Annotated in this window: 23 protein-coding genes; 17 read left to right on the top strand and 6 right to left on the bottom strand. The window is 46.3% G+C overall.

The features are described 5' to 3' along the window. The first annotated feature begins 653 nt into the window (after positions 1-653). The 3 genes from GJV52_RS12645 to GJV52_RS12635 are packed head-to-tail and all read left to right on the top strand — an operon-like array spanning position 654 to position 6,037. Positions 654-5,048 (top strand): hemagglutinin repeat-containing protein, encoded by a 4,395-nt coding sequence (locus GJV52_RS12645; RefSeq protein ID WP_154212913.1) that lies wholly within the window; start codon positions 654-656, stop codon positions 5,046-5,048. After that, positions 5,045-5,440 carry an SMI1/KNR4 family protein gene (locus GJV52_RS12640; RefSeq protein WP_100562691.1) on the top strand — a complete coding sequence of 132 codons (396 nt, stop codon included), beginning with the start codon at positions 5,045-5,047 and terminating at the stop codon, positions 5,438-5,440. The genes GJV52_RS12645 and GJV52_RS12640 overlap by 4 nt, the downstream gene beginning before the upstream one ends. 30 nt (positions 5,441-5,470) lie before the next feature. Further along, positions 5,471-6,037 (top strand): RNA 2'-phosphotransferase, encoded by a 567-nt coding sequence (locus GJV52_RS12635; protein WP_154212912.1) that lies wholly within the window; start codon positions 5,471-5,473, stop codon positions 6,035-6,037. Positions 6,038-6,224: 187 nt separating this feature from the next. On the opposite strand, the gene GJV52_RS12630 is transcribed toward GJV52_RS12635, so the two are convergent. Further along, positions 6,225-6,920, bottom strand: a complete 696-nt coding sequence (locus GJV52_RS12630; protein ID WP_100562695.1) for a recombinase family protein — start codon at positions 6,918-6,920, stop codon at positions 6,225-6,227. A 233-nt stretch (positions 6,921-7,153) separates the two neighbouring features. Between GJV52_RS12630 and GJV52_RS12625 the strand changes: the two genes are divergently transcribed. Both GJV52_RS12625 and GJV52_RS12620 read left to right on the top strand, forming a co-directional pair. Further along, positions 7,154-7,420: a type II toxin-antitoxin system TacA family antitoxin gene (locus GJV52_RS12625; RefSeq protein WP_100562697.1), complete on the top strand. Its 267-nt coding sequence runs from the start codon at positions 7,154-7,156 to the stop codon at positions 7,418-7,420. 3 nt (positions 7,421-7,423) lie between these two features. After that, on the top strand, positions 7,424-7,900 hold the full coding sequence (locus GJV52_RS12620) for a GNAT family N-acetyltransferase (protein WP_198511389.1): 477 nt from the start codon (positions 7,424-7,426) through the stop codon (positions 7,898-7,900). An 82-nt stretch (positions 7,901-7,982) separates the two neighbouring features. On the opposite strand, the gene GJV52_RS12615 is transcribed toward GJV52_RS12620, so the two are convergent. Then, positions 7,983-8,867 (bottom strand): SprT-like domain-containing protein, encoded by an 885-nt coding sequence (locus GJV52_RS12615; protein ID WP_100562699.1) that lies wholly within the window; start codon positions 8,865-8,867, stop codon positions 7,983-7,985. A 146-nt stretch (positions 8,868-9,013) separates the two neighbouring features. Here GJV52_RS12615 and GJV52_RS12610 point away from each other — a divergent pair, with 146 nt between their 5' ends. The 12 genes from GJV52_RS12610 (at position 9,014) to GJV52_RS12555 (ending at position 16,568) form a co-directional block, all read left to right on the top strand. Then, entirely contained in the window at positions 9,014-9,745 is a 732-nt protein-coding gene (locus tag GJV52_RS12610; RefSeq protein WP_100562701.1) for a DUF5131 family protein, read from the top strand. A gap of 44 nt (positions 9,746-9,789) precedes the next feature. Further along, positions 9,790-11,058, top strand: coding sequence for a three-Cys-motif partner protein TcmP (locus tag GJV52_RS12605; RefSeq protein WP_100562703.1), 1,269 nt, complete (start codon positions 9,790-9,792; stop codon positions 11,056-11,058). Between the two features lie 146 nt (positions 11,059-11,204). Continuing rightward, complete coding sequence (locus GJV52_RS12600) at positions 11,205-11,504, top strand: type II toxin-antitoxin system TacA family antitoxin (protein WP_229439440.1); 300 nt, start codon at positions 11,205-11,207, stop codon at positions 11,502-11,504. A gap of 62 nt (positions 11,505-11,566) precedes the next feature. Next, a complete protein-coding gene (locus GJV52_RS12595; protein WP_229439438.1) occupies positions 11,567-12,046 on the top strand; it encodes a GNAT family N-acetyltransferase in 480 nt (159 codons plus the stop codon). A 164-nt stretch (positions 12,047-12,210) separates the two neighbouring features. Beyond that, entirely contained in the window at positions 12,211-13,158 is a 948-nt protein-coding gene (locus GJV52_RS12590; protein WP_100562708.1) for a hypothetical protein, read from the top strand. Between the two features lie 109 nt (positions 13,159-13,267). After that, positions 13,268-13,546: a type II toxin-antitoxin system Phd/YefM family antitoxin gene (locus GJV52_RS12585; protein ID WP_100562710.1), complete on the top strand. Its 279-nt coding sequence runs from the start codon at positions 13,268-13,270 to the stop codon at positions 13,544-13,546. Then, the gene (locus GJV52_RS12580; RefSeq protein WP_100562712.1) at positions 13,521-13,820 is read left to right on the top strand and encodes a Txe/YoeB family addiction module toxin; all 300 of its coding nucleotides are present in this window, start codon (positions 13,521-13,523) and stop codon (positions 13,818-13,820) included. The genes GJV52_RS12585 and GJV52_RS12580 overlap by 26 nt, the downstream gene beginning before the upstream one ends. A gap of 34 nt (positions 13,821-13,854) precedes the next feature. Next, positions 13,855-14,562: a hypothetical protein gene (locus GJV52_RS12575; RefSeq protein WP_100562715.1), complete on the top strand. Its 708-nt coding sequence runs from the start codon at positions 13,855-13,857 to the stop codon at positions 14,560-14,562. A gap of 218 nt (positions 14,563-14,780) precedes the next feature. Beyond that, on the top strand, positions 14,781-15,077 hold the full coding sequence (locus tag GJV52_RS12570; RefSeq protein ID WP_100562717.1) for a type II toxin-antitoxin system PrlF family antitoxin: 297 nt from the start codon (positions 14,781-14,783) through the stop codon (positions 15,075-15,077). Between the two features lie 17 nt (positions 15,078-15,094). Further along, positions 15,095-15,541 (top strand): type II toxin-antitoxin system YhaV family toxin, encoded by a 447-nt coding sequence (locus GJV52_RS12565; RefSeq protein ID WP_100562719.1) that lies wholly within the window; start codon positions 15,095-15,097, stop codon positions 15,539-15,541. 41 nt (positions 15,542-15,582) lie between these two features. Beyond that, positions 15,583-15,975: a cold-shock protein gene (locus GJV52_RS12560; RefSeq protein WP_100562721.1), complete on the top strand. Its 393-nt coding sequence runs from the start codon at positions 15,583-15,585 to the stop codon at positions 15,973-15,975. 122 nt (positions 15,976-16,097) lie between these two features. After that, the gene (locus GJV52_RS12555; protein WP_100562723.1) at positions 16,098-16,568 is read left to right on the top strand and encodes a hypothetical protein; all 471 of its coding nucleotides are present in this window, start codon (positions 16,098-16,100) and stop codon (positions 16,566-16,568) included. Positions 16,569-16,597: 29 nt separating this feature from the next. Here the strand turns inward: GJV52_RS12555 and GJV52_RS13140 are convergent, their stop codons facing one another. From GJV52_RS13140 to GJV52_RS12540, 4 genes are all read right to left on the bottom strand, one after another. Further along, complete coding sequence (locus GJV52_RS13140) at positions 16,598-16,765, bottom strand: hypothetical protein (protein WP_195690048.1); 168 nt, start codon at positions 16,763-16,765, stop codon at positions 16,598-16,600. 12 nt (positions 16,766-16,777) lie between these two features. After that, positions 16,778-17,179, bottom strand: a complete 402-nt coding sequence (locus tag GJV52_RS12550; protein ID WP_229439436.1) for a M23 family metallopeptidase — start codon at positions 17,177-17,179, stop codon at positions 16,778-16,780. Positions 17,180-17,292: 113 nt separating this feature from the next. Then, entirely contained in the window at positions 17,293-20,367 is a 3,075-nt protein-coding gene (locus GJV52_RS12545; RefSeq protein WP_100562727.1) for a conjugal transfer protein TraG N-terminal domain-containing protein, read from the bottom strand. Positions 20,368-20,378: 11 nt separating this feature from the next. After that, entirely contained in the window at positions 20,379-21,893 is a 1,515-nt protein-coding gene (locus tag GJV52_RS12540; RefSeq protein ID WP_100562729.1) for a conjugal transfer protein TraH, read from the bottom strand. Positions 21,894-22,060 lie beyond the last annotated feature (167 nt).

Genomic DNA, 22,060 nt, shown 5'->3' with positions numbered 1-22,060 from the left:
AATTGGCTCAAAAGAAGATTTTTTTCCCTATTTTTAAATTCTAATTGGTCTATATCTAAAGAATTTATTAATAATAAAAATTGGATCGCAGTACCTGTTCCTAATAATCTAACGCTAATAGAATCTGAATGGATGTCAAATGCTATACATTCTCTTCATGTCAATAAATATTTAGAATATACATTTGAATTTAATGGTGATATTTCTATAAAAATTATAGAAAATAATCAAAATAATATTTTTTATAGCGACTTTAATAATAGTGATAAATATGTTATCTTAACCAATGATAATTTAGATTTTTTGTATTTTAAAAATCAAAATAATCTATATCATTTATTTTGTGGAGAATACGATTTCATATATCAATGTTTAAAATGTTCTCATAAAACGGCAGAAAATATATTCTTCTATTATGGGGTAAATGACTATGATGAAAATACAGACGAATATTTGTATTTGAAAGATATATGGGAGTATTACAGTAAGCCGTAGCCTGCATCAATATCCTATTCGGGGCGTAGCAAGCTGTAGCCTGCATAAAACCTAAAATCCACGCGTTCTATGGATTTGAAATTAATGCCGTCTGAAAAATTGATAAGATTTTTTCAGACGGCATTTTCATAAAAGTAAACGTCCGATACCTTGTATGCATGCTGGGCGCCCTCAACCCCGACGACACCCTGCACAAACGCCTGGGCGACGGCTATTACGAGCAAAAACTGGTGAACGAGCAAGTCGCCCGCTTAACCGGCTACCGCCGCCTCGACGGCTACAGCAACGACGAAGAGCAGTTCAAAGCCCTGATGGAAGCCGGCATCACCTTTGCCCGCGAGCAGCAGCTCACGCCGGGTATCCGCCTTTCCGCCGAACAAATCGCCCGTTTGACCAGCGACATCGTCTGGTTGGAAACACAAACCCTCACCTTAATCGACGGCAGCACGGTGGATGTGTTGGCACCCAAAGTCTACCTCACCGTCAAACCCGGCGACATCAACGCCCACGGCGGCTTAATCAGTGCCGACAAGCTGGCGATGGACGGCACGGGCAGCATCATCAACAGCGGTACGCTGGCCGGACGCAAAATCGTTGATTTGGCCGTTACCGACATCACCAACAGCGGTGTGGTTCAAGGCGGTAAAGTACGCTTACGCGGCCAAGACGTGAACATCGAAGGCGGCACCGTTGAAGCCGACACGCTCCTTGCCGTTGAAGCCGACCGCATTCGCGTTGCCTCCACCACCGTCACCGGTGGAGATGAGCGCAACGGTCAAACCCAAATCGACCGTGTGGCCGGTTTGTATGTCAACAACGCTTCAGACGGCCTCTTAAGCCTCAAAGCCAACGAAAGCATCAACTTTGTGGCGGCCAACCTGCGCAACGAAGCGGCCAAGGGCCAAACCCAAATCGTTTCAGACGGCCGCATCGATTTAGGCACCGCCAAGCTCGAGTCACACAGTAAACGGGGAGAATTGAGCGACCGCAACCACCGCCACGTTACCCAAACTTCTGAAGCCGGTACCACCATCAGCGCGGCGGGCGATATCCTGATTTCGGCCAAAGATGATTTAAGCATCCGCCAAGGCAGCATCGCCAGCGATGAAGGCAGCGTTTCCCTCTACGGCCGCAACGTCAGCATCACCGAAGGCCGCCAAACATTGGATTTGGACGAATCGGTTTACAGCAAATCTCGCGGTTTTGCTTCCAAAAAATCCAGCCTCGACCAATACCGCCGCCGGCATGACGAGGCCGTTGGCAGCGAAATCAGCGGCGCCCAAGTGCTGATTGCAGCCGATAACGATTTAACCGTCCGCGGCAGTAACGTGGTTTCAGACGGCCTCACGCTATTGACGGCAGGCAATGATGCCGACATCACCGCCGCACAAAGCAGCTATCACGACAGCGAATTCCACCAAACCAAAAAATCCGGCCTGATGGGCTCGGGCGGCATCGGTTTCACGATCGGCAGCAAAAAAGACGCCGCCGACAGCGGCAGCCGAACGTTGGTGAATCACGGTTCGACCGTCGGCAGTTTAACCGGCGACACCGTCATTTCCGCCGCACAAAACTACCGCCAAACCGGCTCGACCGTCTCCGCGCCCGAAGGCGACGTATTGATTCGTGCGCGCAACATCGACATCGAAGCGGCGCAGGATACTTACGCCACCGACTACCAACATACCTTCGAACAAAAAGGGCTGACCGTAGCGGTGAACGTCCCCGTCGTTCAGGCCGTACAAAGCGCGGTGGCGGCCGCCAAAACCGTCGGCCAAAGCAAAAACGACCGCGTCAACGCTATGGCCGCGGCCAATACCGCATGGCAGACACGTCAGTTGTTGGCCAAAGAAAGCCACCCGGCCAACCTGAAAGGTTTGTCGGACACCGCCGCCGCCCTATCCGACGGCGATTTGAAATCCGCCGCCGACGCCGCCAACATCAGCGTCTCCTTTACCTACGGCCAACAAAAAAACACCGACCAAAGCCATACCGAAGGCACCACCGCCCAAGGCAGCCAAGTCATCGGCGGCGGCCAAGTCAGCCTGATGGCCGACGAAGGCCGTCTGAACATCACCGGCTCCGACGTGGCCGGTAAAGAAGGTACCCTGCTGCGCGCCCAAGACATCGTGTTGCAATCGGCCGAACAACACCACAGCGAACGCAGCGACAACCGCAGCAGCGGCTGGAATGCCGGGGTAGCCGTCGCATTGCAAAGCGGCAAACCGGCTGTCGGCTTTACCGTCGGCGGCAACCGCGGCAAAGGTTACGGCAACGGTGATGACGTGACCCACCGCCACAGCCGCATCGGCGATGCCGACGGCCATACCGTGATCCAAAGCAGCGTCGACACCACCCTGAAAGGCGCACAGGTCAGCGGCAAAGGCATCGCCCTCACTGCCCGAAACCTCAATATCGAAAGCGTACAAGACAGCGCCGTTTACCGCAGCCGCCAACAAAACATCAGCGGCTCGGTCACCGTCGGTTACGGCGCATCCGCGAGTGCCGATTACAACCGAAGCAAAACCAACGCCGACCACCTCAGCGTTACCGAACAATCCGGCCTCTTCGCCGGCGACGACGGCTTCCAAGTGAATGTGAAAAACCATACCGACTTAAAAGGCGGTATGATTACTTCTTCCGAAGCCGCCGAGCAAAACGGCAAAAACCGCTTTCAGACGGCCACCCTCAACCAAAGCGACATTCACAACCACAGCCGCTATGACGCCGACGGTTTCGGCATCGGCGTATCGGCTACGCTCAGCGGTCAGACACTGGGGCAAAAAGCGCCCGAAGCCGGCAGCCATATTCAAAACGTTGCCGGTAAAAACAGCATCGGCAGCACCCTCGGCTACGGCAGCGACGGCGGCAAACAAAGCAGCGTCACCAAGAGCGGCATCAGTACGCGTAATATCGTTATCGGTAACGATAGCGACGGCACACAGGCAAAAGCGGCATACACCGCCACCCGCAGCGAAACCGCCGAAGCCAACTCAGGCCGTCTGAACAATGCGTTTGACAAAGAGAAGGTTCAAAACGAGATTGATTTGCAGCGGAATGTGAGTCAGGATTTCAGCCGCAATGTCAGCCAAATAAAAGGCGAAATTGGCCAACAAATCGACCGCCTTAAAGCAGAAAAAGAAGTTGGTGAAATCAGTGAAGCCGAATACCGCAATAAACTGCAAAACCTGCAATATTTGAATGTTGGCATTAGCAGCATCGCCACTGCATTGATGACCCCGACCGACAGCGCGTTAGGCATCACCGCAGCAGCGGCCAGACCAGCCGTATCCTACCGAATCGGCCAGTATTTCAAAGAAAACGAAGTCTCAAACCAACTCGACGGCGGTAACCGCCCAACCGAAGGTAGTAAAGAGCACATCGCTCTGCATACCCTCAACGGTATTCTTACCGGCGCAGCAGGTGGCAGCAACGCCCTGCTCTCCGGCCTAGCATCCGGCGGTGCCGAGTTGATCGCCCCCACTCTGTCGCGTAGTTTGTACAATAAAGAATCAAAAGATTTAAGCGCCGAAGAAAAGGCCACCATCAGCTCGCTGACAGCGGTATTTGGTGCGGCGGTTGGTGCGGCTTCGGGTAATGGTTCGGATGCAGTAGCGGGCAGCTTGACAGCGCAGAATACAGCCGAGAATAACGATAATTTCAGATTGGATGGATACACCCCTGATGAACGCTCCATTAGAAATTATGCTGGAAAAATTTATTCAGGAGACAAACAAAAAGCAGCCGAATTCATACGTGAATACGAGAAATATCAATTAACTGCGATGCTCAAGGCAGGAAAAGAGATTATCGTTGACACATGGGATACTATCCGACATCCTGTTGATTCAGCAGCATCGTTGTATGAGGCGGTAACGAATCCGAAACAAACATACAAAAATATTGTGCTCTCTTATCAAGAATGGAATACTCTGTACAATAATGCACTGATTACCGATATTCCTTTAGCTGCTCGTATGAAAGCTGAAATGAATGCAACGATTGGTGCAAATGCCTCTGCAATTATCATTAGTGGCGGAACAGCGGCATTGGTGCAAAAATCATTGCAAACGGGGAAATTGGCTCAGACTGTACGAGTTGTTAAGAATACGGTAAAAATTCCCGATTCCATTCCTACGACATCAATCAATCCAAATACAATTAGATTTTCACAAAATACTGTTTCATACAGCAAAATAGATAGAGCAACAGGAAAGCCTTTTACTTATGATGATTTGGTGTCAAGTATGAAAACCAAGGGATGGCAAGGTGAGCCTGTTGATATTATCAAAATGCCGGACAATAAATTAACGAGCATGGATAATACTCGTATCAGGGCTGCGCGTGATGCGGGAATTAATGTTAAAGCAAATGTTCATAACTTTAATGATCCTTTACCAGATAGAATGATTACATCTGGACGATTTGGTGATGCCAAAACTTGGGGGGAGGCTATCACCAAGAGAATAAGTGATCAACGCCCAAAATCATTTGGGAATAACAACCCATCAGGAACACCAACAGCTCCTAAAATTACAGGAAAATCCAAATGAGTAACTCTTTAAATTTACAATTTCTATTTTCAGATAAACTACCAAAAGGATTTAAGTTCCCTAGCTCGTTTATTGATTTTATTAAAAATAGTCAATCAGTTGATTTAACACCATGGTGGTTTTTTCATACTCGGGAAGGAGCATTTGATATATGGTTAGAAGATATACGTAATCAATATCCTAAAAGGCAATTAGTTCCTTTCGCTATGGTGAATTATTCAGATGATATTGCCTGCTTTGATGCAAGCATAGAGTCTACCGATGATCCGATAGTATTTTATGTACACGCATTCGCAAGCCCAGGCTGGGAGGATAGAGGTAGCGTCCCTAATTTCAATGAATGGCTAAAACAGGCACTCCAAGAAGCCCAAGAATACCAAAGTGCAGAATGATATTTAGCATTTTTCAGTATTGGATTGAATATGGAAAAACCAATTAATCAAATCAGTAAATTTTTAAGCTATATTTTAAGGCATCAACCAGAAGCCATCGGATTGATTCTGGATATCAATGGCTGGGTAGATATCGATGAATTATTAGCTAAAGCTGAACAGCACGGTGAAATCATAGATAAACATTTACTGTATGAGGTAGTGAGCCAAAATGATAAAAAGCGGTTCACGATCTCGGATGACGGCATGAGAATTCGAGCGGAACAAGGACATTCAACCAAACAAGTTGATATAGACTATATCGAAAAACAACCACCTGAAATTTTATACCATGGTACCGCCAATCGATTTTTGGATTCTATTTTGCAACAAGGCTTAATATCAGGAAATCGTCATTATGTGCATTTATCAAGCGATTTAAGTGTCGCCACTGAAGTGGGAAAGCGATACGGGAAAGTGGTGATATTGGAAATCAAAGCAGAAGAAATGTATAAGCAAGGATTTCAATTCTATCTGACAAAAAATAATGTTTGGCTTACTAAGCAAGTACCAAGCAATTTTCTTAATCACATAGATTGTAGCAAGTCATCACCTTAATTAAATATTCACTCTCATCGTTATTAATTTGCAGCGGAAAGTAAGCAAGCCGTAGCCTGCATGAAACTTAAAATCCATGTGTAGCGGCACGCACGCGTTCTATGGACTGCAAGTGCAAGGCCGTCTGAAAACACGCCCAAGTTTTCAGACGGCCTTTTTTCTTTACCTCAAATAAGTAACCCTATTACTATGGAGTACTTTTCTTAAAAATATCAAATTGCCCTTTACTACCCGAATGGTGAGCGGCACGGTGTGCCCGTCTTACTTTACTGACGGTTGAGGTGCTGCAATTCAAAGCAGAGGCAATACCGGTAATGCTCACGCCTTGTAAGGTAAGCTGGATAATGTTTTTGTGAAGCTGCTTATCAGCCGGCCGCCCTTTCATCCGCCCGTCTTTTCTGGCTCTCTCAATACCCTGCTGTGCCCGCCCCCGCCGTGTTTTCCAGTCTTCATGGGCTATGCTAAGTGCCATGCGTAGAAACATTTTCTGCAAAGCGTCCATCAATGGTTCGGTGAGGTATTTGGGTAAGGAATCGCTTTGCCCCATCAGTTCATCGATATTGCCGAAAGAAAAAACATCCGGTACATGCAGCTTGGCACCCTTTTCGGTAATCCGATGAATCAGAAGCTCTGCTTCTCTGGGTGGTAAGCGGGTGATGCGGTCGATTTTTTCCGCAATTACCCAATCGCCATCTTGAAGGTCGTCAATCAGCCTGTTCAACTCCGGCCGACTGGCATTCACCCCACTTGCCTTCTCTTCATAGACACCGGCTATGTAAAAACCATTTTTCTTAGCTTCCTCGATGATTTCACGTTGCCGCTCTAAATTTTGCTGCTGGGTACTGACCCGAAGATAAATTCGGGCAATTTTTTGTCTATCCATGTATTTTAAATCCTACATTTAAGCCAGTGGATTTTGAGTTTCTGTTTTTATATTTTACATGGACGAAATCATCCCTGTAAATAACCCATGGTCAAAATACAGTAGCAAAACAAATTTATATCGTACGATATAAAATAGAATCAGTTCCTTCAGTTATGGTTTCCTGATTCAATTTGACCAATAAATCCCCATTGTGTTACATTGTATATAAAATGTAATACAAGGATTCTCTGATGTTAAAAACTGCCCCTATCAATCTGAGAGCCTTAGAGGCACAGAAAAACTTGATCGACCAAGCAGCTGCGCTTTTGGGAAAAACGCGTTCCGAGTTTATATTGGAAGCTTCCTGCTCAGCAGCAGAAAATACCTTAATGGATAAAACCGTTTTCTCCCTGACCTCCGATGAATACCAACAGTTTATTCATTTACTCGAGCAGCCAACCGAACCGAATGATGGCTTTGAAAAGCTTATGTCTATGACACCGGTTTGGGAGCGCTAAGTAATGGATAGGCTGACAGCCCCCGAACTTTTAAATGATACGCACTGCCTAGACGGCTTCAATTGCGGCGTTGCATCTTTGAATGAATGGTTGGTAAAAAGCGCGCTGAAAAATCAGAACAGTAATGCCAGCCGCACATTTGTAGTGTGTAACCAGGCGGGTAGTGTCGTGGGCTATTATTGTCTGGCTGCTGGATCTCTAACCCACGAAGAGGCAATCGGTTCATTCCGAAGAAATATGCCTTCACCAATTCCGGTGATTGTTTTAGGCAGATTGGCAGTTGATGTTCGAGCTCAAGGAAAAGAATTGGGTAAAAGTCTGTTGCGGGATGCGTTTCTGAGGGCTTACAAAATTAGTCAGCATTTAGGGGCTAGGGGATTGCTGGTACATGCAATCAGTGAAGAAGCCAGACAGTTCTACTTAAAAAACGGCTTCACCGCCTCCCCTATCTCGCCTTATACCCTGATGCACAAATTATAGTAGTGCTGACAAACTCGAAGCGGATGATGTTTCTCATCCGCTTTTTCCCCATTCTCCTCACCAACTCCTCAGTTGCTGCCTTTCAACATAGCCCATCTTCTGTTTGAGTATCATAACCATCTGATAATTTGACAAATGGCACCTTGCATTTTCCACACCATAAATCAAGTGATGGTTTCCCCCATGCTTTATCGCCGCATGACTGACAACAGTAAACTGTTTTCCGTTTGGAAGCTGCTTCTTTTTCCTGAGCCTCGCTTAAGACGGCTACATCAATATCGAACTGTTCCGAGAACGGCTGCATGAGAGAAATCTCTGCGCGTTGATCTTCCTCGGTATATGGCTCAATCAATCGTGTATCAACTTGGCTGTCATCCATGGCCGTAGTTTCTGCTGAAATCTCCTCAAAGACCTGCTCCAATACAGAGGCCAGATTTTCCAACTCATTATGCCGGACCTGGGCGGATTCCGTTTTCGCATGCCTGTCGTAAAACGGTAGCTGGTAGCCCATCTTGGAAAAGGCAACGCATTGAAAATAGAATGCACCGTTTTTAATTGGGTAATCACTCATTTTCTGCCCGGTCCGCTTACCGCCAGGTTTGCCTGTACTACTCGGCATCAGGCCAATAGATTCCATCTTGTCCGCCCATTCCTTATTATGGTAGGTGCGGTGACTGGGCTTTCCAAACTCGTGCTGCCACAGGTGTACCATCTCATGCACCAGCGTCTGCATCAGTTCCAGCGGCCGATGAGTGATGAAGTATTGAGGGTTCAGTGCAATCTCGTGGACAGTGCCCTCACCTTTTCCCTTCTGCCACCTGTCACCGGAAAAGTAACCCATAACATTGCTGTCCCGTTGCAATGTTAACAGGCATGACGGCAGTTGGCCGGCGAATAAGCGGCTGTTGAAAAAATCATAGGCATCCTGGATGAAGTTATACATCTGAATGGTTGGCTTGGCGGTCATTCTAATTGCCTGTTTTTATATCGTACGATATAATTTTAAAATAGAAAAAAGAAATTATCCAGTATAAACATATATTTCTTTTGTTGTTTGTACAGTGTTACAATTGTTTAAATTTGTAATACCGTAGTAAATCGGGATATTTAATCATGGCGAATACCAGTAAAATCGAATGGACTGAACGGACTTGGAATCCTGCGGTCGGTTGCACAAAAGTTTCCCCGGGATGTAAAAACTGCTACGCAGAAACCATGGCCTGTCGTCTAAAAGCGATGAAAACCCCCGGTTATGAGGATGGTTTTAAACTTAAAATCCTCCCTGAGCGTCTCACAGAACCATTAAAGCGAAAAATACCGACCACTTATTTTGTCAACTCCATGTCGGATCTTTTTCATGAAGACATACCCTTTGAATTTATAGAAGACGTTATTTCCGTAGTAGAGAAAGCAGATTGGCATACTTTTCAAATTCTGACCAAGCGTGCAGAAAGAATGGAAGCGTTCTTTAAAAACCGTCAAGTGCCTAAAAATGCTTGGTTGGGGGTGACTGTGGAGGATAAAAAATACGGCGTACCAAGAATAGATAATTTGCGCCGGATAAATGCCAGCATCCGCTTCCTCTCTGTTGAACCTTTACTTGAAGACCTTGGAGAAATTGATTTGACCCATATCCACTGGGTTATTGTTGGCGGCGAATCTGGCAGCAAAGCCAGACCAATGAGTATAGATTGGGTTGAAAATGTGCGCCTACAATGCTCAAATTCAGGAGTTGCTTTCTTTTTTAAACAATGGGGCGGCTGGGGAGCCGACGGAAAAAAACGAGCTAAAAAAGCAAATGGCCGAGAATTGAATGGGCGCACTTGGGATGAAATGCCAATATAACAATCTGATTTTGATATAAACATAAAAATACAAAGGAACACCCAATGTCTTACCGTCCATATAGCTGGAGTCATGGTCCGGCAGAAATACAACAGCACAGTGTTGCAAAATTAAATGTTTTAAGGGCTTATCTACTTGAATATTTTAAAACGCTGACTAGCAGCCGGAGAAGAAAGGAACTAAAGCTGACTATTGTTGACGGTTTTGCAGGAGGCGGACTTTACCACCATAAGGATACTAAGGAAGTCATACACGGCTCACCATTAGTATGTCTTGAATCAGTCAGAGAGGCGGAATTCACCCTGAATCAGAATCGCACCAATAAGCTAGTCTTAGATATTGATTATTTCTTTATTGAGGAAAATAAAGACACTTACAATCACCTATTGAGAACTTTACAATTTCAGGGTTACGACATAACTCCTAACAGTAAAATCCATGTTGAAAATGAAAATTTCCATAATCGTGTCAACGATATTGTTAATTTTGTAAATAAAAAAAGTCCAAGAAATGGCCGTTCAATTTTTATCTTAGATCAATATGGTTATTCTGATGTTCCGACAGGTTTAATTCGAAATATTTTCCATAAATTACCCAAAGCGGAAGTTATTCTGACATTCAATATAGACTCTTTAATTAATTTTGCCAGCGATTCAGACACTACCGATCGCCTACTGAAAAAAATTGGCATCATCGTGCCAGATGCCTTTAAAAGCATCGGGTTAAATGAACTCAAAAAGCACAAGAAAGATTGGCGTTTTTTTATTCAAAGTGTTTTACATGAAAATCTGGTTAAGGCATGTGGTGCAAAATTCTACACAACCTTTTTTATCCGCAATACAGGAGGACACGGTGACTACTGGCTAATTCATATGTCAAGCCACTATAGAGCTCGTGATGTTATGACTGAAGTTCACTGGAAACATCAAAATAATTTCATCCATTATGGTGATGCGGGTATGAATATGTTTAATTTAGTAGGCTATACCCCTGGAAACGACCATCATTTCTCAGGACAAACAGCCTTAGGTTTTGAGTTTGACGATATTGCAAAGAGGTCCAGCATCCAACAACTCATGGAAGAAATGCCCAGATTGATTTATGCTAATAATAACGGTATGAAACTAGAAGATTTCTTTTCAAATACTTGTAATCAGTCACCTGCCACATTGAATATTTATGGGGAAGCACTAGATGAGCTGAGAAAAGAAAAAGAAATCATCATTATAGGTAAAAATAAATCCATAAAGAGAAGCGGCAGAATCAAAAAAGATGACTTCATTTTACCCAATCCTCAAGGAAAGTTATTATAAATCAACAAATAATCAAGCATCAGTTCATGGTGCAATGTAGCATAAATCTTCAGGTACGGAAAACTTCCGTACCTGAAGATTTATGCTAGAATACAGGAGACTCAAATACAGGAGACTCAAATATTCAAAACAAGAGGTAAACAATTATGGCGAATTTATCATTGGAAATGAGCCGTCTTGACATGAAAATTGACAAAGAGACCAAGCTTCTTGCTGAGCGTGCTGCAGCCGCCAGCGGACAAAGCCTCAGTAGCTATATTTACAACCTCATCCGCAAAGATGCTCCCCAGATTCTTGAGGAACAGCAAAAGATTGTTTTGACAAACCTACAATACGAAGAATTTATTAGGGCCTGCAATATTGAAGCAACCGATGATTGGCCGTTATCTGACAAGCTGATTGCTGTTGGACGCGCAATGGATCAAGAAGACACCAAATGGCGTTAATTTTTGAACAACTAGATAAAAGTAGACATCATGTTTGAAAATTCAGCTGTGGAAAACCGATTATGGATGCCTACATACGACAATATGCGGAACGAAATGCCAAATTGGGAATCAGCCGGACATGGGTAGCCTTAGAGAAAGAACCGGATCAATTAGAAGCTTTTCCAAAGCTACACACTACGGAAAAATCAGAAATTGCCGGGTATTTCACATTATCAGTGCAATCCATTAACTCCTCAGAGTTAAAATCTCTGGAACTCCCTCAATACCCAACTCCCGTTACCTTACTGGCTCGCCTAGCTGTTTCCAGCTTACACCAAGGTAAAGGAATTGGCAGAAAGCTACTGCTGGCAGCTCTAAAAAAGGCATTAGATACATCTGATAACGGTTTACCGACTTATGCAGTGATTCTTGATGTCTTAGATGAAGATGCCCGTAAATTTTACGATAGCTTCAATTTTTTCAATCCTTTGGGAGATTTGGAAGGGAGCAAATTGTTTGTCCCCATGTCGGTAGTGAGAAAACTGGTTACTCAAATTTAGCCTGAACCGGTAATCCCCGATAACTGCAACTACCTCCAAGCAGGTGCAGTTATCGGGGATTCGTCAACCAATGGGCGACAGTTATCAAATTGAATTTGTTTGGGTATTTTATCCAGCTCGATCTGATTATAATAATGCTAACCACCCCCCCCTCTCAGCCGGCCATGAAATTACTCGCCTACGCTTCCTCCGACGGCTTTGAAACCATTACCCCACTGGCCGCCAAATCTCTCAATTTGACCACTGTGTACAGCCGCCACAGTCCGGGGCATCGCTTGGAAATGTATGTCAACCGGCGCGGCAGCAGGCATTTTTTTGCTTATAAAGGTAACCGGCATCCGAATGGTCATACCGCGCCGGAATCATTAACACATACACTCTGTAAAACGGTATTGACGCAGCTGGCCAACGAGGGATTGCCCACATTACTTAAAGCCACTTATAAAACCGAACAACAGCGCCCTATCCCGTTGACTTTGGTTTCCGGTGTGTGCGAACACGAAATAACGGCCAATGGGCGAAAATATATCATCGACACCTTTTGCCGTTTCATCCAACCTGAAGCGGGCGAATGGCTGCTCTCTGAAGAATGCCGCTGGGGCGGCCGAATAGCGTTTGAGTTTTTTCATACCAGCGGACTGGCTGCCAACCATGCGAAGTGCCGCGACTTAGAAGCTGCCGGAATCCCGGTGTTTCAAATTGCTATCAGGCCGGGAAGCTTCTTCTATATCGATGAGGAAGAGCTGGTCGACTTGGATGTTGAGGAGACTGAAGAACGGATAAGCAACCATTGCCGTAAAATTGCGAATGCGTTTAAAAAGCAGATTGTGGGTGTGTTGTTCAACTACCCTGAATCAATGGCCTTCCGGAATGGGCAAGATTTATATGGTCAGCTTCATGCTGCCGAGGCGCAGATTAGGGAACTTGAAGCCCAGCATCACCACGCAGCCGAACAAATCAACATTTTGTTGGCGGATAACACCCGTTTAAACAGGGAAAATGCCGAATACCTCGACCGATTGCGCAGCATTCAAGAAATCAGGCCGTCTGAAAAACAGACTGAGGAGAAACAAAGTAGTAAACAGCCGTTTTGGAGATGGTGGTTCAAATAGCAGAAATCGAAATTTTACCCTTTGAATTTAAAATTAACTTCTCTTTCTTATTTCTGTTTAGTACAAAATCCTGTACAATGAAGTCCTATCGAAATAGGAAGGAATTGATATGTCAGCTACTGTATTGAGTTACTCTGAGGCAAGGGGATCATTAAAGCAAGTCATGGACGACGTATGTCATAACCACAGTCCTGCTATTATTACGCGGCGACAAGGAGAACATGTTGTTATGATGTCGTTAGATGACTATAACAGCATGGAAGAAACCTTATATTTGCTTAAGTCTCCTGCAAACGCAGCACACTTATATGAGTCCATTGAAGCCGTCAAAGCAGGCAAAACATTTGTACGGGATTTACCTAATGTCCAAACAGAAGCAGCAGAATAAAACAGAAGCCAAGCAAAGGCTGCTATGCTGGACAGACAAGTCTTGGGGTGATTTGCAATACTGGTATAAGCAAAATCAGGATAAATACGAAACTATTATCGATCTTCTGGATGAATGCAGACGAAACCCTTTTAAAGGCAAAGGGAAACCCGAACCTTTAAAGGGAAATTTGACCGGGTACTGGTCGCGCCGTATAGACAGGGAACACCGGTTGGTTTATCTGCCTGAGGATGGTCATATTTATGTGGTATCCTGTCGTTACCACTACGAATAATAGAAACAAAAACTATCAAAGGTGAAGCTAAATCATGAAAACAAAAATCTATACTTGCCTTTTGGCTGCTACATTAACACTGTCCGGCTGTGCCGAAACAGGCCTCTCCATTGCGGCCAATGTCATTGGTTCCACGGTCGGTAATGCTCTCGCCTATGGTAAATATGCTTCGGTTGGTCAATCTTGGAAAATTCGTGATACTGATTTTCGTGAATTGGATCCAAACCAATACCCTAAATTGGCTGATTACATCCGATTGGCCAAAGATGGCCAGGCAGTACAGATTCTTCCGGAAGTGTCTGCTTTTAAAGCCTTCACTATAGAGGATTTTAAGGCATACCGCCAACAAAACCGTGCCGGAACCATCCGTCCTGATGGTTCGGCTGAAGATATGTATATTCTTGCATCTCTCGACATGAAGAAAACGTCTGATCTGGAGGATATCGGCCATCAGGCATTTGAGAAAAAAGCCATCGTTATGGTGCGAGGCCTGAAAAATGATTCAATCGAAGAATCAATGTCGGCAGCAAAATTTATTACGGACCAAGGCGCTGTTGTTTTAATTGCGCCGGCTGTCATGGAGATTCTGAAAGCCAGATTTTCGCCGACATTTGCAACCGTTCAAATCAAGGCTGATGGTTCAATTGGATGTACCCCATCTGCGGGAAAGAAAACATGCCCGGCTTATGGCGGTACGACAGGCTTTTTGCGTCCTGTTTTCGTTATTGGTGGCAAATCATAGTCAGTTTTTTTGTAAGCTCACATAATTGCTCTTTTCAAAATCATGCTCTTGACAAGGTAAGGGGATTTCCTTACAATAAGCATTAGCAATAGTGTGTTGCTAACATTATCTTTCATTTATCAGGATATCTGAATCCCTGATGCCGATTGTAAAGGCGCATTCACACCATGAGTTGATATTGTGAAGCGTTATGTTATAGGCAGGGAGTAGAAATTAATATGAACATTATCTTGAATGCTGTGTCAACCATGACCAGTAAAAACCAAACAACCATTCCGGAATCAGTGCGCAAAGCATTGGGATTGGAGAAGCAGGACAAGCTCCGTTTTTCAGTATTGGAAGGCGGTCAGGTGCTGCTTGAAAAAGACGTGATTGATGAAGAAGAATGTGACAACGACCCTGTTGTCCATAAATTTCTGAGCTTTTTGGAGCAATCCATGCAAGATGCCCCCGAATCGATTCGTCCTGCTTCCTCTTCCCGTTATGCCCGCTATCGTCAACTGGCCGGAGATTAACGTAATAGAGGAACAAGATGCCTGACGAGCAGATGAAAATAAATGGCTATGCCATTTATGAACACGAGTGTTTTATTCAGCAGATGGAAGCCCTTGCTGAGCAAGTAGAGAGCCAAAAAAAGGCTGGAAAAACCGAAAAATCAGATGAAGCAAAGCTTCTGAAGCGGATACTTGATGAAATAGATGCCATTGCTCAAGCGCCCGACAATAAAAAATACCGTCTGGGTCAGACTATGGGTAGTGAATATAAGCATTGGCGGCGGGCAAAGATTATGGGAAGGTACAGGTTATTCTTCCGATACGACTCGACCAGTAAAATCATTATTCTTGCCTGGATAAACGATTCGGATACGAAACGGACCTACGGCAGCAAAAATGATGCTTATGCGGTATTTAAAAAAATGCTCGAAAGTGGCAATCCACCATCAGATTGGCAGGCATTATTGAACGAAACAGTGAAATAGCGTATCCGAGGGGGCTTACGTCAATTAAGGAGAATAGTGCAATGAAAGGCAAAGTAAAATGGTTCAACGCCAATAAAGGTAGCGGCTACATTATCGGCGATGATGGTGAAGAATATTTTTACCGTTTGGATGATTTGCCTATCCGCAGCGGCGATATTGTAGAATTCACTCCTACTCAAAACGCCCGTGGTGAAGTGGCTAAAGAAGTCAAACTGCTGCAAAAAGCACCCTATTCAGACAAAGATAGGAGGAACTATCAAAACATCAACATTACTTCAAACCACTCGACTGTCAAAAAATCCGGCTGTTTTATCGCCACTGCAGTATATGGCAGCTACGATGCCCCCGAAGTTTTGGTGTTACGCCGTTTCCGTGATGAAAAGCTGCTGACTTCCCGCTACGGCAGAAAATTCGTTAACTTATACTACCGCTAATCTCCGCCGGTTGCAGATTTTTTGGAAACCCGACCCAAACTGGCTGGGATTGTCCGTAAAATACTGAATATACTGTTTGTCGGCAGACTCAACTAGGCGAAAATAGAGCGAAAGGAGACATCATGAAAAAATTCATCAAATGGACCGCCATACTCGTTGTGATGTTCGGCATCGCCACCCTGCTCTCCATGGTGGCGGGTAAGGATGTTTCCTGGGCTGCGTTTACCGACGACACCAACTGGGGTGTTGGTGTGCTGTTCGCACCATTGCTGACTGCGGTGTGCTGGGCTGTTTGGCCTGCCCCTGCTACTCGCCATAAATTTTTTATGCCTACTTTTACCGGCACACCTGTCTCAAACCAAGAAGCATACACATGGGAGGAACAATGGGATTTTGTTCACGATCCGGCATTTTCCCACCGCCCCGGAAATATTTGGTTTGATACTGATGATGATGCGAATAAATCCAATATTTTTCAATGGGATGAATTTTTTGAGGAACAAGAACAAAATGAGCACAAAGTCGATGATTCACTCGATCTTCACTTATATGATGACCCTTGCAATATGTGGTACTCTGTTAACAATGAATAAATTAAAGGCAGCTAAAAGCTGCCTTTAATTTATTCGGAGCTTTCCAAAGCCTGTTCGACCGCAGCCAAGCTCTTGTAAAACGCTGTCTTCCCCTCCTCGCTCTGAAGCTCGGTACCGCCGCTGAAACTCAGGCGGACAGCGCAGTCGCTTAAATCATCTGACTCTTCGATTTCAATAATGATATGGGCAATACTCATTCTACTTCCTTTCTATTTAGATCTTGCAATTTCATTTAACGTTTTACCACGCCACGCACTGACCGGAAGCACATTACCTGACGGCGTGTAAAGCATGGCATCCAGATGTGGTCCTGTCACGCCGCCACTGGCACCAAGTTGGCCAATCTTTTGACCTTTAGCAACAGAGTCACCATATCGTAAAGGGCTGGCTCCCTTCATATGAGAAGCACGATAGCGAACCCCATTTGAAGCTTGGATCACTACAGTATGCCCCCATCCTACAGTTACTTTACGACCGTTTCGAATTACAGTTTTTGCCTGGTAACGACTCTCCACGACCCGACCGCTAAAAGGTGCTAATAATGGTGTGCCGACAGTACCGCGATAATCTTCACCTTTATGTTCTTTCACTGTTTTTAAAATCGGATGCACCCGCTTACCAAACGGACTGATAATCGTATGCGCACCGGGTAAAAGCGGCCCCAGCGTTTCTTTGCCGCTGCCGTATGATTTTGCCCCGTTGCCCCGATAACCATCGGTCGGGGCTACTGCTTTGGGCGGAAGGTGCGGGATCCGCTGCCCGGGCGCTGTTTCAGATCATTGGCCAGATTCGGGTTTCTGCCCAAATGAGCTTCGGTTTGATTGGCACCGGAACCGAGAGGGCCTTTACCATCGCGGACATCCTGCATCACCTGTTCACGCCGCTCACCACCGGCATTCCACGGCAAAACATGAGAATTCAGCTCCATCATCATGCCATTGCTGTTTTCGTCCGCTTTTCGTGCCCGATTGGCCAAATCATCGACACGGCTGTCATAGCGATGACCGCTTTGAGCCACATCGCTGTCGACACCACTTCTGGCTTGATTGAAATCCTGCTCATAGTCGAGGCCGCGTTTGCTGATGGCCGCATCCACCGAATCCGCGCGAATCCCGCTGCGGGCGGCACGCTCGCGCACGCCCTCAAATGCGGCCTGGGAGGCACCGGCCACCGAAGCAACATTGCTCTGATACGAAGAATCAACTGTGTTCTGCGGACGGCTATCAGGGGTGAGTCCGCCATCCGATTTCCAGCCTGCCGTTTGTGCGGCGACATCCATCTGAGCGCTGCGACGGTCGGCCGTAGAGATGGCCGTCTGAAAGGTATTACCCTCACCGCTGTTTAGCTGAGACAGGGTCAGATCCGGATTATTCGCAATCAGGTCGTTAGTATTGTCGTAGGTGACGGTTTTACCGTTGCCGTAAGTGCGCTGAGCCTGCTCACGGTAGCTTTGAGCCTCGTTGAAGCTGTCGGTAGCCGAACGGCTGGCCTGCTGCGCACGCTGTATGCTGGCACTTGCGCCTTGCGCCAGTTCGTCTCCGGAGGACAGTGAGTTTTTATAGGCCGCAGAGCTGCTGACTTTGTCGGTAAAGCTGCTGTCGAAGGTAATGCCTTCCTTGTGACCAGCAGAGATTGATTTACCGATGTCTGCAACGAGAGCGTCTTTGTTAATAGCGTCTCCTTTCCATCCCCCTTGAACATTACCTTTCAACGTATTGGATATTATGCGTGCAATAGAGGCTTCAACTCCAGATTGGCGGCCTAATTGATCTAGACCTTTCATGCCTTTTGACATAGATCCTGTCAATTTGTCTAGCTGTTGTGAATCCATTCCAATCCCTAAACTTGCGGTTAAAGCAGATTGGATAGCTGAGGAATTTGAATAAGAATGCTTCTGGGCAAGGTTCTGAGCCTGCTCCTGAGTCCACGACATTTTCTGAGATTGCGCCGCATCCAAGCCCATACCGTAACCCGAATCCGCACTCTGTCCAAAGCTGTGTTTCCCGGCCCAAGCCAAGGTTTGCGCCTGCCCCAAAGCCATGCTTTCCTGATAGGCCGCCTGATGTTGTCTGGCCGCTGTTTCTGCGCGGTCAGCCATGCGGCCGTAGTTTTCCGATTCGCTGATTTGCGATTGTGACGATACGGCCAAACTGCTGTTGCGTGCCTGATAGCGGCTGGTTCCGCTGGCTGCATTCATCCAAGAGGTACCGGCCGCCGAATGCGCGGTCGTCATCTGCGGATCGGTATATACCGGGTTGAGTGAGTATTTATTGGCGTTGGCATTGTTGTAATTCATATTGCCGGCGGCAAAATTGCCCGTACCTGCTTGTGAACCGGCCGATTCCGCACCGGACTTCGCCGCAGTGGCCATGCCGGTCAGTGCGCCCAGCAAGGTGCGTCCGCCCATAACCAATGCGCCGGAAATAACTGGAACCAGCCACATTGCACCAGCCGCCGCTGCTTGGGCATCAGCCGCAGCCATCAACAGGCCATCGCCGGAGCCAGGGGTAATCATGCCGACGGCTGTTTCGGCATTAAACAGACGGCGTGTATGAATGGTCAGCACAAAATTGATGATACTGGCCACCGGTGCCCACAACTGAATCCAAAACAGTGCCATCACATAGAACATGATCAACTTGAATGCCGCAATCCCGGCCAGAAGTGCCAAAATCACCACAAACGGAAAAATCCCAATCAGTACCGCTTCGGCCACAGAGCGCACCACCGGCAGGTTTTTGCTCGCCATAAGTCCGCCGGTTTTTTGGGCGGTAATATACTGGTTACGTGCCTGGGTAAAGGCAAACACTTCCTGAACACGGGCAGCATGGTTGTTGCGCTGACCGTTGATTATCGTGCTTTGACGGATGATTTCCACCATGGCTGACTGCTCGATGTTTTTCAAGGTATCGACACGGGCATTGTTGAGCAGGTATTGGAATGAATTGTTACCGAGTGTGGCCAATGCAGTAGCTTTATTGGGTGCGGTTGATGTACCTAATCCGGCAAATACTTTATCTGCAACGTAATTAGGCAAATAACCTTGTGAGTAGAATTCAGTCCGTGCTTTGAGCAGTTGATAGGCTTTGTCGCAAGTCATCGAAGTGCTGCCGCCCTCATACTGCAAGCGGCTGTTGGCAAAGTTCCCGCCGACATTGGCACCACTTTTTAATTTTGACACATTGGTAAACATGGCACGGTTGGTGTTACCTAAAGTCGCCAGGATGTCCGCACTGTCGCGCAAATCTTCAACCGTATAGAAATGGTACAGGTTCAAATCGAAAAACGAACACTGGTTCATAAACAATGCCCAGTCCTGCGTTAATGTTGCATCAGGAATAGACACGTCCCGAATCTGTTCAATCAGCCGCGCACCGAACAAGACACCGGTTTGGCTGTAGTTAAGTTCGTTGGGTATATTGTAGATTTGCTCTGCCCTGCGGGTCAGATGATGACCAAAGGTGCTGACCATATTGGCCGAATAGGCCAAACCGATGGGGACGTTGCCGACGGTATATTGGCGGCCGGTAAAACCGTGACCGGCGGTTTCGGTAATCAGTACAGTGGTTTTGGGTACCATCATGCCCATCCACACACCGGCAATCACAAAGAGGTAGACAAAGTTGTCTTTGAGGTCGATTTTATAGACGGCCACAAACAAGGTAACCAAAAAACCGAAAAGTGCAGCGGCTTGGAGTGCACCAGTCATGGTATTGGAAGAGGAAAGTGTGGCTACTGCATTAAATACACCTTGAACCGCCTCGCCGTTTCCCGCAAAAGTAAAATATTCGACTGCCATGGCTCCCCCTATTACAAGCGATTCATTTGGTCAAATGCCATACTACGGCCAGAATCGACAAATTGGCTGCGCCATTGGCTGTCGGACTGTGCCATAGCAGACATCATGCTTTGTTCGATTTCGATTTTGGCAAGCGCATGATTGCGTTCAGCATAAATCTTGCCGCGCAGCTCGGCTAAATTATCCATAATCTTCTTCGCTTCTATACCGCTGACTTCGTCCGTCTTGCTGTACAGGCTGACAGCTGTGCGGAGGTGGCGTTCGGCTGAAGAAAGAATACCTGCGGCCACATCGATGGCGATGGTGTCGGTTACGGCGGTCTTTTCCAAATTCTTGGTGCCGAGAAAAGCATCAGCCACGGCCATGCGTAAAATAGGCAGACTGCTGTTGGCCACCAGTACGGATACTTCTCTCACTTCTTGTTCTGTCCAATTGGCATTGCTGCGAATTTTAGCAGGCATGGCTTTCAAGCGTTCCCGTACGATATAGCGCAGGGATTTGATTTGAACATTATTTTTTTCTGAACAGATTTCTTTCTTACGTTCACTGCCGTCACGACAAGTCCACATATCGACGGTCACATATTGCTTGTCGACGGAATTTTCTTTGCCGGAGAGCAGCTCTCCGATGCCTGTAATCCGTGGGGCAAACGATTGCACGCCTGCACTAACCGTACCCTCACCGTCTTCTTTAGGTGTTGGGAAAACAGCTGTACCGGCAATACTGTAATAAAAGTCCATAGCATCAAAATTGCCTAAATCCAGATCTTTGATATCGGACGTATGTTTTTTCATCGCCTCATAGGTGAGATTGCCGCCTGTGAAGCTGATGGTATCTTGAGGCGAATTAGTGCCTGCTGCCTGTTTTGAGACCCTGGCTAAATTCTTACCGTAACGACAGAACCATGAAGCATCTGAAGCATCATCTGCACTGCCTGAGCTGACGGCGGCTGCCTGACAGTTTGAACTGGCGCTCTCTGCAACAGCACCCATCACACCCCCGACAAGGCTCTGTGCCATTTGGCAGGAATTCATGTTATGGGAATTGACTGACTGAGCCAGATCGCGAATGCCGTTGATGGCATCCTGAATCATCGGATCCAACGCCTTTAAAGCCAAGTCAAATGCGACACCGGCAGCATTGTTACCCAAGTTGCGGGTAAACTGAATAAACTCCTCTTTACTGACGAAAGAGAACGAGCCGCCGAAGATGTCGATGCCGCCGCAGCCGGCATTAACTGATGGCAGTTGAATATTGCCGAGACTGAGATTCGATACCGGCGCTCTGGCACTGAAACTGCCGCCGGTATAGAGGCTGCCGCTTTGTCCGTGGAAGGCACCTGCTTCGGTGTAATTGGTGGCGGCTCCCATGGAGTTGAACATATTGGCCATGTCGCTTTCGATTCCGGCATGGGTATGCACCGGAACAGTCAGCGATACGCTTAAGACCAGATATTTTGTAGCAGAAAGACAAATAGCCAGCAATTTAGCCGGCAGTTTTGGGGATTTGATAAATTGAATCTTCATAACCGTCCCTGGGAAAAGAAACGGTTATAGCAAGATGCTTTGCTATAACCAGGAAAATCAGTTATGCAAAGACTTGAGATTAAGGAGATTCCATTCTACGCCAAACTGTTCTAATGTCAACAGTTTGATACTTGGATTTATTTGAACGACAGATGCCAGGGAAAGTG

This window comes from Neisseria brasiliensis (assembly GCF_009671065.1).
Taxonomy (GTDB): domain Bacteria; phylum Pseudomonadota; class Gammaproteobacteria; order Burkholderiales; family Neisseriaceae; genus Neisseria; species Neisseria brasiliensis.
The sequence above is the reverse complement of the archived record's forward strand: the minus strand, read 5'-3'. Positions and strand labels throughout refer to the sequence as shown.

What these genes read in the sequence shown, in the direction of transcription:
- GJV52_RS12645 (WP_154212913.1), top strand. Translation starts at nt 654, where the DNA reads ATGCTGGGCGCCCTCAACCCCGACGACACCCTGCACAAACGCCTGGGC.
- GJV52_RS12610 (WP_100562701.1), top strand. Translation starts at nt 9,014, where the DNA reads ATGGCGAATACCAGTAAAATCGAATGGACTGAACGGACTTGGAATCCT.
- GJV52_RS12545 (WP_100562727.1), bottom strand. Translation starts at nt 20,367, where the DNA reads ATGGCAGTCGAATATTTTACTTTTGCGGGAAACGGCGAGGCGGTTCAA.
- GJV52_RS12555 (WP_100562723.1), top strand. Translation starts at nt 16,098, where the DNA reads ATGAAAAAATTCATCAAATGGACCGCCATACTCGTTGTGATGTTCGGC.
- GJV52_RS12590 (WP_100562708.1), top strand. Translation starts at nt 12,211, where the DNA reads ATGAAATTACTCGCCTACGCTTCCTCCGACGGCTTTGAAACCATTACC.
- GJV52_RS12625 (WP_100562697.1), top strand. Translation starts at nt 7,154, where the DNA reads ATGTTAAAAACTGCCCCTATCAATCTGAGAGCCTTAGAGGCACAGAAA.
- GJV52_RS12580 (WP_100562712.1), top strand. Translation starts at nt 13,521, where the DNA reads ATGTCCAAACAGAAGCAGCAGAATAAAACAGAAGCCAAGCAAAGGCTG.
- GJV52_RS12615 (WP_100562699.1), bottom strand. Translation starts at nt 8,867, where the DNA reads ATGACCGCCAAGCCAACCATTCAGATGTATAACTTCATCCAGGATGCC.
- GJV52_RS12635 (WP_154212912.1), top strand. Translation starts at nt 5,471, where the DNA reads ATGGAAAAACCAATTAATCAAATCAGTAAATTTTTAAGCTATATTTTA.
- GJV52_RS12605 (WP_100562703.1), top strand. Translation starts at nt 9,790, where the DNA reads ATGTCTTACCGTCCATATAGCTGGAGTCATGGTCCGGCAGAAATACAA.
- GJV52_RS12595 (WP_229439438.1), top strand. Translation starts at nt 11,567, where the DNA reads ATGGATGCCTACATACGACAATATGCGGAACGAAATGCCAAATTGGGA.
- GJV52_RS12620 (WP_198511389.1), top strand. Translation starts at nt 7,424, where the DNA reads ATGGATAGGCTGACAGCCCCCGAACTTTTAAATGATACGCACTGCCTA.
- GJV52_RS12575 (WP_100562715.1), top strand. Translation starts at nt 13,855, where the DNA reads ATGAAAACAAAAATCTATACTTGCCTTTTGGCTGCTACATTAACACTG.
- GJV52_RS12640 (WP_100562691.1), top strand. Translation starts at nt 5,045, where the DNA reads ATGAGTAACTCTTTAAATTTACAATTTCTATTTTCAGATAAACTACCA.
- GJV52_RS12630 (WP_100562695.1), bottom strand. Translation starts at nt 6,920, where the DNA reads ATGGATAGACAAAAAATTGCCCGAATTTATCTTCGGGTCAGTACCCAG.
- GJV52_RS12560 (WP_100562721.1), top strand. Translation starts at nt 15,583, where the DNA reads ATGAAAGGCAAAGTAAAATGGTTCAACGCCAATAAAGGTAGCGGCTAC.
- GJV52_RS12540 (WP_100562729.1), bottom strand. Translation starts at nt 21,893, where the DNA reads ATGAAGATTCAATTTATCAAATCCCCAAAACTGCCGGCTAAATTGCTG.
- GJV52_RS12585 (WP_100562710.1), top strand. Translation starts at nt 13,268, where the DNA reads ATGTCAGCTACTGTATTGAGTTACTCTGAGGCAAGGGGATCATTAAAG.
- GJV52_RS12600 (WP_229439440.1), top strand. Translation starts at nt 11,205, where the DNA reads ATGGCGAATTTATCATTGGAAATGAGCCGTCTTGACATGAAAATTGAC.
- GJV52_RS12565 (WP_100562719.1), top strand. Translation starts at nt 15,095, where the DNA reads ATGCCTGACGAGCAGATGAAAATAAATGGCTATGCCATTTATGAACAC.
- GJV52_RS13140 (WP_195690048.1), bottom strand. Translation starts at nt 16,765, where the DNA reads ATGAGTATTGCCCATATCATTATTGAAATCGAAGAGTCAGATGATTTA.
- GJV52_RS12570 (WP_100562717.1), top strand. Translation starts at nt 14,781, where the DNA reads ATGAACATTATCTTGAATGCTGTGTCAACCATGACCAGTAAAAACCAA.